Annotated in this window: 14 protein-coding genes and 1 tRNA gene; 9 read left to right on the forward strand and 6 right to left on the reverse strand. The window is 73.8% G+C overall.

The genetic code is table 11. The features are described 5' to 3' along the window. Positions 1-7: 7 nt before the first annotated feature. The gene (locus AB0F52_RS46620; RefSeq protein WP_360185530.1) at positions 8-343 is read right to left on the reverse strand and encodes a hypothetical protein; all 336 of its coding nucleotides are present in this window, start codon (positions 341-343) and stop codon (positions 8-10) included. Positions 344-534: 191 nt separating this feature from the next. Here AB0F52_RS46620 and AB0F52_RS46625 point away from each other — a divergent pair, with 191 nt between their 5' ends. The 3 genes from AB0F52_RS46625 to AB0F52_RS46635 all read left to right on the forward strand — a co-directional run bounded on the left by AB0F52_RS46625 (position 535) and on the right by AB0F52_RS46635 (position 3,016). Continuing rightward, positions 535-1,800, forward strand: coding sequence for a cation:proton antiporter (locus AB0F52_RS46625; protein WP_360185397.1), 1,266 nt, complete (start codon positions 535-537; stop codon positions 1,798-1,800). Between the two features lie 87 nt (positions 1,801-1,887). Further along, a complete protein-coding gene (locus AB0F52_RS46630; RefSeq protein WP_013226939.1) occupies positions 1,888-2,070 on the forward strand; it encodes a CsbD family protein in 183 nt (60 codons plus the stop codon). Positions 2,071-2,137: 67 nt separating this feature from the next. Beyond that, the gene (locus AB0F52_RS46635) at positions 2,138-3,016 is read left to right on the forward strand and encodes an alpha/beta hydrolase (RefSeq protein WP_360185401.1); all 879 of its coding nucleotides are present in this window, start codon (positions 2,138-2,140) and stop codon (positions 3,014-3,016) included. Here the strand turns inward: AB0F52_RS46635 and AB0F52_RS46640 are convergent. Continuing rightward, complete coding sequence (locus AB0F52_RS46640; RefSeq protein ID WP_360185404.1) at positions 3,007-3,780, reverse strand: SDR family NAD(P)-dependent oxidoreductase; 774 nt, start codon at positions 3,778-3,780, stop codon at positions 3,007-3,009. The genes AB0F52_RS46635 and AB0F52_RS46640 overlap by 10 nt on opposite strands. Positions 3,781-3,906: 126 nt before the next feature. Between AB0F52_RS46640 and AB0F52_RS46645 the strand changes: the two genes are divergently transcribed. The 3 genes from AB0F52_RS46645 (at position 3,907) to AB0F52_RS46655 (ending at position 6,630) form a co-directional block, all read left to right on the forward strand. After that, complete coding sequence (locus AB0F52_RS46645) at positions 3,907-4,743, forward strand: helix-turn-helix transcriptional regulator (RefSeq protein WP_360185407.1); 837 nt, start codon at positions 3,907-3,909, stop codon at positions 4,741-4,743. Between the two features lie 112 nt (positions 4,744-4,855). Next, entirely contained in the window at positions 4,856-5,659 is an 804-nt protein-coding gene (locus tag AB0F52_RS46650; protein WP_360185410.1) for an SDR family oxidoreductase, read from the forward strand. Positions 5,660-5,739: 80 nt separating this feature from the next. Then, positions 5,740-6,630 (forward strand): helix-turn-helix transcriptional regulator, encoded by an 891-nt coding sequence (locus AB0F52_RS46655; RefSeq protein ID WP_360185413.1) that lies wholly within the window; start codon positions 5,740-5,742, stop codon positions 6,628-6,630. Between the two features lie 70 nt (positions 6,631-6,700). On the opposite strand, the gene AB0F52_RS46660 is transcribed toward AB0F52_RS46655, so the two are convergent. The 3 genes from AB0F52_RS46660 to AB0F52_RS46670 all read right to left on the reverse strand — a co-directional run bounded on the left by AB0F52_RS46660 (position 6,701) and on the right by AB0F52_RS46670 (position 9,793). Further along, positions 6,701-8,425, reverse strand: coding sequence for a SelB C-terminal domain-containing protein (locus AB0F52_RS46660; protein WP_360185416.1), 1,725 nt, complete (start codon positions 8,423-8,425; stop codon positions 6,701-6,703). Next, a complete protein-coding gene (gene selA / locus AB0F52_RS46665; RefSeq protein ID WP_360185418.1) occupies positions 8,416-9,699 on the reverse strand; it encodes an L-seryl-tRNA(Sec) selenium transferase in 1,284 nt (427 codons plus the stop codon). Before selA ends, AB0F52_RS46660 begins: the two co-directional genes overlap by 10 nt. After that, a tRNA-Sec gene (locus AB0F52_RS46670) sits at positions 9,699-9,793 on the reverse strand. The genes selA and AB0F52_RS46670 overlap by 1 nt, the downstream gene beginning before the upstream one ends. 54 nt (positions 9,794-9,847) lie before the next feature. Here AB0F52_RS46670 and selD point away from each other — a divergent pair. Next, complete coding sequence (selD, locus tag AB0F52_RS46675; RefSeq protein WP_360185421.1) at positions 9,848-10,840, forward strand: selenide, water dikinase SelD; 993 nt, start codon at positions 9,848-9,850, stop codon at positions 10,838-10,840. A gap of 58 nt (positions 10,841-10,898) precedes the next feature. Further along, entirely contained in the window at positions 10,899-11,114 is a 216-nt protein-coding gene (locus AB0F52_RS46680) for a DUF2795 domain-containing protein (protein ID WP_103340712.1), read from the forward strand. Here AB0F52_RS46680 and AB0F52_RS46685 read toward each other — a convergent pair. Beyond that, positions 11,107-11,397: a hypothetical protein gene (locus AB0F52_RS46685; protein WP_360185425.1), complete on the reverse strand. Its 291-nt coding sequence runs from the start codon at positions 11,395-11,397 to the stop codon at positions 11,107-11,109. The genes AB0F52_RS46680 and AB0F52_RS46685 overlap by 8 nt on opposite strands. A gap of 53 nt (positions 11,398-11,450) precedes the next feature. Here AB0F52_RS46685 and AB0F52_RS46690 point away from each other — a divergent pair, with 53 nt between their 5' ends. Then, positions 11,451-12,017, forward strand: coding sequence for a cysteine hydrolase family protein (locus tag AB0F52_RS46690; RefSeq protein ID WP_360185428.1), 567 nt, complete (start codon positions 11,451-11,453; stop codon positions 12,015-12,017). Positions 12,018-12,190 lie beyond the last annotated feature (173 nt).

The following is a 12,190-nucleotide window of genomic DNA, read 5'->3' on the forward strand; positions in this document are numbered from 1 at the left end:
AACGCCCTCAGCCGCGCATGGCGACGTTCAGCACGTCGCCGGCGTGGTCGAGACAGTCCACGCAGATCACCGCGTCCCGGGCCGCGCAGTCCACGCGCAGCAGCGGACGCCGGAGCCCGAGGAACGTCCGGCGCTCGCGGCGGCCGCAGAAGTCGCAGACCGCGGCCAGCGGCGACGTCACCGCGGCCAGCACGTCACCCGCGCCGCTCTCCCGGTCCGCACCGTCGCGCGCCACGCGCAGGCCGGCGCGGACGCAGTCCACGCAGATCGGCCCGTTGCGGCCGGGCACCCGGGGGTCGCGCCGCCTGCCGCAGAACCGGCACGGACTGCCGGCCCCGTTCATCGCCGTCACCGCGGCCTCCTCGGTTTCGCCGCCCGCACGCCGGGAATCCGGGTCGCGGCGCGCCTCTTCCCGCCACGCTACCCGGCTCCCGGGGGCCTGGCCGATCGCGGTGCGCCCCGGTGGAACCCGGCGTCACGCTCGGCCGGGTCTCCTGGCCGCAGTGGTGCGGGACGAGCGGCAGGAGGAGACCTTTGGCGTCGTTGACGGTGTTGTTCGGGGTGGCGGGCCTGCTCGCGCTCGCGGCGGCGATCGTGCCCAAGCTGGTCGCCGACCGGCCGTTCTCGGTGCCGCTGGTGATGCTCCTGGCCGGGATCGTGCTCGGGCTGCTCCCGCTGCCCGCCCCCTACGGCAACGGCTGGGGCGACCCGGCCGCCCACCTGGACGGCGTGGAATCCTTCGCCCAGCTGGGCATCCTCGTCGCGCTCGCCGGGGCGGGACTGTCGGTCGACCGGCCGTTCGGCCTGCGCCGGTGGGGGTCCACGTGGCGGCTGCTCGCGATCACCATGCCGGTGTCGATCCTCGCGATCGCCGTACTCGGGTACTGGTGGCTCGCGCTCGCTCCCGGCGTCGCGCTCCTGCTGGCCGCCGCACTGGCCCCGACCGACCCGGTGCTGGCCGGCGACATCGGCGTCCCGCACCCCGACGTCGAGCCGGAACTGGCCAGGAACAACGAAATCCGCTTCACGCTGACGACGGAAGCGGGGCTCAACGACGGCCTGACCATGCCGTTCGTCGTCCTCGGCCTGGCCCTGGCGAGCGGCGAGCCGCGCCTGGACCTGTCCTGGGTGCTGGTGGACCTGCTGCTGCCCCTGGTCGTCGGCGTCGTGGTCGGCCTCGTCACCGGCCGGCTGCTCGGCTGGGCGATCTTCCGCACGCCGTCGGACCGGCTGCGGCTGGCCGAGTACGCCGACGGGCTGGTCCTGCTCGCGCTGGCGTTCGTGCCCTACGCGCTGGCGGAAGCCGCCCACGGCAACGGGTTCGTGGCCGTGTTCGTCGCGGCGGTCGCGGTGCGCACGCAGGAGCGCGAGCACGAGTACCACGGCGTCCTGCACGCCTTCGGCCACCAGCTGGAACGGCTGTTCGTCCCGCTCGCCCTGCTGGGGCTGGGCCTGGCGATCGGCGACGGCCTGCTGCGCGGGCTGCAGCCCCTCGAAGTGGTGATCGCCGTCGTCGCCGTGCTGGTGGTGCGGCCCCTGGTGGGCTGGCTTTCCCTGCTCGGCGCGCCGTCACCGGGACGGCCCGCCACCGCGGCGATCGCGTTCTTCGGCGTGCGCGGTATCGGCACGCTCTATTACCTGGCCTACACGCTCAACCGGCTCCCCGTGCCGCAGCAGGACGTGCTGTGGCGGGTCGGCGCGCTCGCCGTCGCGGTGTCGGTCATCGTGCACGGCGTCCTCGCCGAGCCGGCCATCCAGCGGATCGAGCGGATGGGCGGGCATCTGCCCGCCGATGTGTAGCCGCGCGGAGAGTGGGTATCAGTCTGTCAAGGCCCTTTTGGCGACTGGCCGATCCGGAAATGTCGCCGCGACGGAAGGTGCACCCAGATGAACGACAAGCTGGAAAACAAGGGCGAAGAGCTCAAGGGCCGGGCCAAGGAAGCCGTCGGCGACGCCACCGACAACGAGCAGTGGCAGGCCGAAGGCAAGTCCGAGCAGGCCAAGGGCTCGCTCAAGCAGGCCGGCGAGAAGATCAAGGACGCCGTGAAGGGTGTCACGGACAAGAAGTGACCCGTTTCTCCGCTGCCGCGCCCCGGACCCCGGGGTGCGGCAGCGGGCTTGTGTCCGGGGGCGGTAGGTGTTCGAGGGCTTCAGGCTGGACCACGTCGACGTCGGTGAAGTGACCCTGCGGGTGCGCCACGGCGGCTCCGGGCCGCCGGTTCTGCTGGTGCACGGGCACCCGCGCACGCACACGACGTGGCACCGCGTCGCCCCGCGGCTCGCGGAGCGGTTCACCGTCGTGTGCCCGGACACCCGCGGCTACGGCGGATCCACCAAGCCGCCGACCGACGAAGACCACACGCCGTACAGCAAACGCGTCATGGCGGCCGACTGCGTCGCCCTGATGCGGCACCTCGGGCACGAGGAGTTCTTCGTGGCGGGGCACGACCGCGGCGCCTACGTGGCCACGCGGCTGGCGCTCGACCACCCGGACGTGGTCTGCGGCGCGGCGATCCTCGACGCCGTCCCGATCGGCGAGGCCCTCGCCCGCTGCGACGCGCGGTTCGCGCGGGAGTGGTACCACTGGTTCTTCTTCGCCCAGCCGGAAAAACCCGAGCGGGTGATCACCGCCGACCCCGACGCCTGGTACGACGTCGGCACGAGGAACACGCCCGAACGCCTCGGCGAAGAGAACTTCGCCGACTTCCACCGCGCCGTCCACGATCCGGCCACGGTCACCGCGATGCTCGAGGACTACCGCGCCGGCCTGGGCATCGACCGCGCCCACGACGACGTCGACCGCGCGGCCGGGCGGCGCATCACCTGCCCGGCGCTGGTGCTGTGGTCCGGCGATGACGACCTGGAAGACCTCTACGGCGACGTCTTGGCCGTCTGGCGGCCGTGGGCGTCCGATCTGCGCGGCCACGCGATCGAGTCGGGGCACCACGTGGCCGAGGAGAACCCCGCGGCACTCGCCACCGCCCTGAGTGCGTTCTTCGGCGGCATTCAGCGGTAGCGCGAGGCGAGTTGCGGGCCCTGCCCGCCGAAGGCCGCGAGGTCGGCCCGGAAAACGGCGTCGAGCAGCCCGGTGTCCTCGACACCCGGGGCGGTGACGACTTCACCGAGCTCGAAGCCGCGCAGGGACGCCGTGACGACGTCGGCGGCGGACATCCGCGGTACCGCGCTCAGGTCGAGCCCCTGGCGCTCGTGGAACTCGGTGGCGACGACGCCCGGGCACAGCACCTGCACCCCGACGCCGGTGCCCTCGAGTTCGGCGCTCAAGGTCTGGGACAGGGCGACGAGGTAGGCCAGGGACCCCGCGTAGACCGCGCGGCGGGGCATGACCGAGGAGCCGGCGGGACCGCTGAAGGCGATCATCCCGGCCACGTTGACGATCCGCCCCTCACCCCGTTCCTGCATGCCCGCGACGGCGGCGCGGGTGAGCATGGTGGGCGCGGCGACCTTGACGTGGACCAGTTCGGCGGCCTTGTCGGCGGGCAGCTGCGCCAGCGGCATGTAGTGCGCGACACCGGCGTTGTTGACGAGCATGGTCAGCGGCTCGGCGGCGCAGAGGGCGGCGACGGTGGCGACGCCGTCGTCGGTCGACAGGTCGGCGGCCACCGCGCGCACCTTGACTTCCGGGTGCGCGGCGGCGAACCCGGCGAGGCGGTCCTCGCGACGGCCGGTGACGATCAGGTCGTAGCCGTCGGCGGCGAGGCGTTCGGCGAAGGCCCGGCCGATGCCGGAGGTGGCGCCGGTCACGAGAGCGAGCTGGTGCATGGGTTCCGTTCCTTCCTGAAGTGCTGCCACCAGGATCGGTCCGGTCCGCGGCGCCAGGAAGTGGTCCGGTTTTCCTGGGACGGGCGATACCAGGACAAGCGGCCGGCCGGCTTGCACAATCGACGGATGGCGAACACCGGACTCGGCACGGCCCTGCGCCACTGGCGCGACCGCGTCCCACCCCAGGCCGCCGGCCTGCCCGCGGGCGGCCGCCGCCGCGCCGCCGGGCTGCGCCGCGAGGAACTGGCCCAGCTGGCCGGCATCTCCGCCGACTACGTCATCCGGCTCGAGCAGGGCCGCGCCACCAGCCCCTCGGCCCAGGTCGTGGAGGCACTGGCCCGGGCCCTGCGCCTCACCCAGGACGAGCGGACGCACCTGTTCCGGTTGGCCGGCCTCGCGCCCCCGAGCCCCGGCACGGTCCCGCGGCACATCACCCCCGGCGTCCACCGCATGCTGGACCGGCTCGCCGGCACCCCCGTCGCCGTCTTCGACGCGGCCTGGAACCAGCTGCTCGCCAACCCGCTCCACACGGCCCTGATGGGCGAACGGCACGGCAGCGACCTCAACGGCGTCCGGCGCACCTTCCTCAGCCCCGGCACCCGGGTGCGCGAGACCCCGGAAGCACGGGACGCGCTGCAGGCGGCCCTGGTCGCCGACCTGCGCCGCACCGCCGGCCGCTACCCCGGCGACCCGGACCTCCGCTCGCTCATCGCCGACCTCCGGCGGCACAGCCCGCGCTTCGCCGCCCTCTGGGAGTCCGGTGCCGTCGGGCAGCACGAGTCCGCCCGCAAGACCATCGACCACCCGGACGTCGGCGCGCTGACCCTGGACTGCGACATCCTCAGCGTCGCGGGCAGCGACCTGCGTCTCATGGTCTACTCGGCCGAACCGGGCACCGAAGCGGCCGACCGGCTGGCGCTGCTGGGCGTCCTCGGCACGCAGTCGCTGGTCGAGGAACGCTGATCGACCCCGGCAAGGGGGTCTCGCAGTACCTGGATCGCCAGGGTCTCCCGGACGTCCTGGACGCCTGTCAACCTTTCAGCACAGGCTTCCACGACAAAAGGACCGAAAACCCATGGCGGACAGCCCATTCACCACCCACGCGGACCTTTTCGATCTGCGGGGAAAGAACGCCCTGGTCACCGGCGGAACCAAGGGCATCGGAATGATGATCGCGCGCGGCCTCCTGCAGGCGGGCGCCCGCGTGGTCATCAGCTCACGCAAGGCGGACGCGTGCGCGGAGGCCCAGCGGCTCCTGTCCGAATTCGGTGACGTTCAAGCCATCCCCGCCGATCTGTCCACTCACGACGAGTGTCAGCGCCTCGCCGACCTTGTCGAGTCCGGCTTCGAACGCCTGGACATCCTCGTCAACAACGCGGGAGCGATGTGGCGCGAGCCGCTGGAGACGTTCCCGGACGAGGCCTGGGACACGGTGCTCGACCTCAACCTCAAGTCGCCGTTCTGGCTGGTGCAGGCGCTGCTCCCGGCACTTCGCCGGGCGGGCACCGCCGAGGATCCCGCGCGGGTCGTCAACATCGGCAGCATCGCCGCCATCCACGTCGCCGAGTCGCCCAACTACTCCTACGCCAGCAGCAAAGCGGGACTCCACCAGCTCACCAGGGTGCTGGCCCGCGAGCTGGGTCCCCAGCACGTCACGGTGAACGCGGTGGCCCCAGGACCGTTCCCGTCGCAGATGATGGCGGCCACGCTCGAGGCCGTCGGCGACACGATCGCGGCGAAGGCCCCGCTGCGCCGGCTCGGCCGCGACGACGACATGGCAGGCATCGCCGTGTTCCTCGCCAGCCGGGCCGGCGCGTACCTCACGGGCACCGTCATCCCGGTCGACGGCGGCATCGCCACGACCGCGACTGGTACCTAGGCCGCGTGCGAGGGGTGCGTAGCCGTCGGGGGTACCAGCAGAACCTCCCTCCGCCCGCGGACAGGGCTTATGGTGAAGGGGTGACCAAGATCGATCTGCGCACCGAGATCAAGGAATTCCTGAGCTCGCGTCGCGCGCGGATCGCGCCCGAGCGGGCCGGGCTGCCCGCCTACGGCGGCAACCGCCGGGTCAAAGGCCTGCGCCGCGAAGAGGTGGCTCTGCTGGCCGGGATATCGGTCGACTACTACGTGCGCATGGAGCGCGGCAGCCTCACCGGCGCCTCCGACGGGGTGCTCGACGCGGTGGCCTCCGCCTTGCACCTCGACGAGGCCGAGCGCGATCACCTGTTCCACCTCGCGCGGCAGTCCAGGGCGCCCGGCGGTCCACGCCGCCGTCGACCCGCCGTGACGGTGCGTCCGGCGCTTCAGCAGGTGCTCGACGCCATCGCGCACGCGCCGGCTTGGATCTGCAACGGCCGCTACGACGTCCTGGCCGTGAATCACCTTGCCCGCGCGCTGTATTCACCGCTGCTGGCCGACCCGCGACGGCCGGCGAACACCGCGCGGTTCGTGTACCTGGATTCCGAAGCGGCAGAAAAGTTCTTCGTCGACTACGACCGGATCGTCGGCGATGTGGCCGCGAAGCTGCGCATGGAAGCCGGCCGCAATCCGCACGACGAGGACCTGATCGCCCTCGTCGGCGAACTGTCGACACGCAGTGAACTGTTTCGGCAGCGCTGGGCGTCCCAGGACGTCCGGTTCCACCGGTCCGGACGCAAGCGCGTGCACCATCCGGTGGTGGGCCGGCTCGACCTGGACGTCGAGTCGATGGAGCTGACCGCCGACCCCGGCCTGCTCCTGAACGTCTACACCGCGGCCGCCGGCACGGCGGCCGCGGACGGTCTGGCCCTGCTGGCGTCGTGGGCGGCCGGCGAGGAGACGCCGGCGACCGAGGTTCGAGCACGCAGCTGAGGTGCCGGCCGGGCACCCGCAGCCGGGCCGCAGGCCGACCCGGTAACCGACGGCCACGGCCGTTGCGGCGCTAGTCCCTCGTGCGGCGGGTGCCGTCGCCGAGGGGCTCGGTCCGCCCGGCGGCGTCGAGGCGTTCCAGCAGCGGGATCATCACCCGGCGGGTGCTGTCGAGGGCCTTGCGCGCCTCGGAAACCGTGAACGGCTGGGGCACCCGGCGCAGCTCCTCCACCGCCCGCTCCGCCACGTCCGGGCCCAGCACGACCCCCTCGGCGAGCGCGGTCAACCGGCCGAGGCGGACCGCCGCCGCCAGCTCGCGCCGGCCGAGACCCAGTGCGCGCAGCTCGTCCGCCTCGGGCGCGCGGAACGGGTGCTCGGCGAGCCGTTTCGCCACCGTTTCCAAGGCCTTCTCGACGGCGGGGGCGAGCCCGGCGCCGGGACGGCGGACCAGGCCGCCGGCCACCTCGAAGCCGGTGTCCCGCACCACGGGGACGACCAGCTCCGGGGCGGGCAGCCCGAGCCGCTGCCGCAACGCCTCCACCGGTACGCCCGCGGCCGTGCTGTCCCACGCGCCCACGATCTCGGCCGCCTGCGTGCGCAACGCCGCGAGGCGCTCCTCGTCCGCGCACCACTCGCCCAGCCGCTCCCCCGTCGCGGGCAGGCCCATCGCCGTGAAGTCCTCCGCACGCACGAAACCCTTGCGGCGCAGGTAAACCCGGGCGAGGTCGGGTTCGGCCAGCTCGCGGCCGCGGGCCCGCGCCGCGCCGCGGCGGGACAGGGCGGGCGGGTCGACGTCGAGGACGTCGAACCCGGCGGCGATCCGGTGTTCGCCGGGATCGCGCACCAGGCCGCGGTCGCCGGTGCGCAACGGCAGCGCGGTGGCCGTGGTGAGCCGCGCGGTGTCCGTCCCGAGTGGACGGACCCGCACCGGCACGGCCGCCGTGCCCAGGTGCAGCACCAGTTCGCGGTGCAGGTCCGCGGCGGCCGCACCGCGCAGCCGGACGTCGAACTCGGCCGTGGTGCGCCACCGGCCCGGCGTGAGCAGGACGTCGCCGCGGCGGACGTCGCCCCGCGCGGTGCCGCGCAGGTTCACCGCGACCCTGGCCACGGCGCCGACCCGGTCGCGGGGTTCGCCGAGGGCTTGCAGGGCGCGGACCTTCACCCGCGCCGAACCCAGCAGGAACTCGTCGCCGGTGGCGATCGTGCCGGCGGCCAGCGTGCCCGTGACGACCGTGCCGGCCCCCGAAACCGTGAAGGCCCGGTCGATCCACAGCCGTACGTCGGCGTCCGGATCGGGCGTCGGCAGCCCCGCGGTGAGCTCCCCGATCGCCGCGCGCAGGCCGGCCAGGCCCGCGCCCGTGGTGCCGCTGACGGCGACGCTCGGGACGGCCCCGAGCGACGTCGCGGCGATCTCCCGCAGCGCGGCGGCCGTCGCGGCGGCCGGGTCGGCGCGGTCGGCTTTGGTGACGACCAGGAGCCCGCGGCGGACGCCGAACGCGGCCAAGGCCGCGAGGTGCTCGGCCGACTGCGGCATCCAGCCCTCGTCCGCGGCGACGACGAACAGCACCGCCGGGGCCGGCCCGGCGCCGGCGAGCATGTTCGGTACGAACCGCTCGTGGCCCGGCACGTCCACGAACGCGACGTCCTCGGCGCCGATCCGGGTCCACGCGAAGCCGAGGTCGATGGTGAGGCCGCGGCGGCGTTCCTCGGCCCACCGGTCCGGTTCCATCCCGGTCAGCCGCCGCACGAGCGTGGACTTCCCGTGGTCGACGTGCCCGGCGGTGACGATCACCCGCATCGGCGGACGGCTTCCCGCAGCTGGGCGTCCTCTTCCGGCCGCACGGTCCGCAGGTCGAGCAGGCAGCGGTCCTTGACGACCCGGCCGGCCACGGCGGGTTCGCCCGTGCGCAGCGCGGCCGCGTACCGGGCGGGCAGGCTCACGGCGACGCTGGGCAGCTCGACGCCGGGCGCTCCCCCGCCCCCGACGGCCGCCGCCGACGCGACCACCTCGGCATCGACGTTCTCGAGGGACTTGACCAGGGCTTCTGCTCGTTCCCGCAAGCTCGCGACGGACACGTCGAGCGCGGCACGCACCGGGGGTTGCGGCCCCCGCAGGGTGGCTTCGAGGGCGGCGAGGGTGAGCTTGTCGATGCGCAGGGCCCGCGCGGCCGGGTGCCGCCGCAGCCGTTCGACGACGTCCGCGTCGCCGAGCAGCAGGCCGGCCTGCGGACCGCCGAGCAGCTTGTCCCCGCTCGCGGTGACGATCGTGGCGCCCGCCCGCAGCGCGCTCGCCGCGTCCGGTTCGGCCGGCAGCAGCGGGTGCGGGGCCAGCAGGCCCGAGCCGATGTCGGCGACCAGCGGCACGCCGAGCCCGGCCAGCTCGCCCAGCGCCGCTTCCGCGGTGAACCCGGTGACGCGGTAGTTCGACGGGTGCACCTTGAGCACGAACCCGGTGTCCGGGCCGATCGCCGCGGCGTAGTCCCCGGCGGTCGTCCGGTTCGTCGTCCCGACCTCGCGCAGCCGCGCGCCGGCCGATTCCAGCAGGTCCGGGATCCGGAAGCCGTCGCCGATCTCGACCAGCTCGCCCCGGCTGACGACGATCTCCCGGCCCGGGGCCAGCGCGAGCGCGCAGAGCAGCAGGGCCGCCGCGTTGTTGTTGACCACGTGCACCGCACCGGCGTCCGGCACAGCCGCGGCCAGCGCCGCGAGGGCGCCACGGCCGCGGCGGGCCCGCTCGCCGGTCGCGAGGTCGAATTCGACGTCGGTGGCGCCGGCGGCCGCGACGACGGCGTCGCGCGCGGCCGCCGAAAGCGGGGCGCGGCCGAGGTTGGTGTGCACGACGACGCCGGTCGCGTTGATCACCGGCCGCAGCGAGGAGGCGCTCGCCGGGAGCCGGGCCAGCACCGTGTCGACGACGTCGGCGGGGGCGAGCTCCCCCGCCCGCACCGCCTGCTGGACGTCGTTGACCACCGCTTTGACCAGGTCCCGGCCGAGCGACCCGGCGGCCTTGGCGATCCGGGGCTCGGCCAGGACCGCGTCGGTCCGCGGGACCGCGCGGCGCGGGTCAGGCATGGCGGAGGCGGACGGGAATCGAACCCGCCAGCGGCAGAACCTGCCGTTCGACGGTTTTGAAGACCGCGCCGGTCACCAGGCCGGATACGCCTCCCTGCACCATGGGGGTCATCCTGCCAAGTTCGCGCCCGGCGGGCACGATGAACCGGTGGGTTACCGACTGACGCAGTACGCGCACGGCGGCGGGTGCGCGTGCAAGATCCCGCCCGGCGAGCTGGAAGCGGCCGTGGCCGGCCTGACCGGCGCCGTACCCGTCGATCCCCCGGGCGAGCTGCTCGTCGGCCTGGACACCGGCGACGACGCGGCCGCGGTCCGGATCTCCGGCGACACCGCGCTGATCGCCACCACGGACTTCTTCACCCCGGTCGTCGACGACGCCTACGACTGGGGCCGGATCGCGGCCGCCAACGCGCTGTCCGACGTCTACGCCATGGGCGGCACGCCGGTGGTGGCGGTGAACCTGCTCGGCTGGCCGCGGGAGACGCTGCCGTTCGAGCTGGCCGCCGAGGTCCTGCGCGGCGGCCTCGACGTCTGCGCCGAGGCGGGGTGTCACCTGGCCGGCGGGCACAGCATCGACGACCCGGAGCCGAAGTACGGGCTCGCGGTGACCGGCATCGCCGACCCCGCGCGGCTGCTGCGCAACGACGCGGGCCGGGCCGGCGTGCCGTTGACGTTGACCAAGCCGCTCGGCATCGGTGTGCTCAATTCGCGGCACAAGGCCACCGGCGAACGGTTCCCGCAGGCCATCGACGCGATGACGACGCTGAACGCGGCCGCGGGCCGGGCCGCGCTGGCCGCCGGGGCCGTGTGCGCCACCGACGTGACGGGGTTCGGCCTGCTGGGCCACCTGCACAAGCTGGCGCGCGCGAGCGGCGTGACGGCCCGGGTTGACCCGGCGGCGGTGCCGTACCTCGAGGGCGCACGGGAGGCGCTGCGCGACGGGTACGTCAGCGGCGGCAGCCGGCGGAACCTCGACTGGGTCCGCCCGCACGCCGAGCTGTCCCGCATCTCGACCGACGAGGCGCTGCTGCTGGCCGACGCGCAGACGTCCGGTGGCCTGTTGGTCGCCGGGGAGCTGCCGGGCCACCCGGTGATCGGGTCCCTGGAGCCGCGGTCGGAGCACACGATCGTCGTAGGCTGAGTTTCCCTTCCCGGCCGCCCGGGTACGCCGGGCAGGAGAAACGATCAGGAGGTGTGCGATGCCCGCTCCGGACCGGACCAGCCTCGAGCAGCACCTGTCCGAGACCGAGTACCCCTGCGGCCGCGACGAGCTCCTGCGCCGGGCAGCCGCGGCGGGCGGCGGCGATTCGGTGCTGGGGTCGCTCGGCGGGTTGCCGGACAGCGACCGGTACGACGACTTCGACGCGGTGTGGGAAGCGGTGTCGGCCAAGCACATCGGCGGGGCGCCTAGGTGAGCCGCTCCACGGCGTCACGGGCCTCCTTGAGATCGGCGCCGGTGCGGTCGCGGTAGGCCTTGATCGCCTGGATCTTCTTGCCCTGCCGCAACAACGCGGTCACCTCGGCGAGTTCCGGCTCCTCGGTGGACACGCCGAGCCGATCGGCGATCGCATCGAGTTTCCGCTCCACCCGCGCGAGCCGGCGGTCGACCCGCCCGAGCTTGCGGTCCGTCGAGGACGAAGCCAGCCCGACGACGGCGACCAGCACGACGACACCGAACAAGAGCATCCCGTAGTCCATGCCGGGCATGCTACTTCGCGGAAATTGTCGGTACCGGTGGCTAGGGTGACGCCATGACCACACTGACCGGCCGTCAGAACACCGCCCTGCTCGTCATCGACGTGCAGAACGGCGTGATGGAGACGGCACACGAGCGCGAAACCGTCCTGCGCAACATCGTCACGCTGGTGGACCGCGCCCGCGCCGCCGGCACCGAGGTGGTGTGGGTGCAGCACACCAGCGACGAGCTGCCGCGCGGGAGCCGGACTTGGGAGTACGTACCGGAGCTGGTGCGCGCGGAGAAGGAACCGCTGGTGCACAAGGAGTACGGCGACTCCTTCGAGGACACGGACCTCGAGGACGTGCTGGCGGACCGGGGCGTGGGATCGCTGGTGGTGACCGGCGCGCAGACGGACGCCTGCATCCGCTCGACCCTGCACGGCGCGCTCGCCCGGGGTTACGACGTGACGCTGGTGGCGGACGCGCACTCGACGGAGGACCTGACGGCTTATGGCGCGCCGCCGCCCGGGCAGGTCATCGCGCACACGAACCTGTATTGGAAGTACCAGACCGCACCGGGCCGGACGGCCGGCACGGTGGAGACGGCCGAGGTGGAGTTCGGAGTGAAGGCACCCGCCTGAGGGTCGGTTTCCGGTCGGCGGGCTTCGGGGGCGCGGCCGGTGGGCGAGGTTGCTGCCGGGGCCGGGTGGTCGGCGGGTTGGGGGCGGCCGGGTTGCGGGCGACCGGATGGTCGGCGGTTTTCGGGGCGCGGCCGGTGGGCGAGGTTGCTGCCGGGCGAGGTGGTCGGCGGGTT

This window comes from Amycolatopsis sp. NPDC024027, from assembly GCF_040638975.1.
Taxonomy (GTDB): Bacteria; Actinomycetota; Actinomycetes; order Mycobacteriales; family Pseudonocardiaceae; genus Amycolatopsis.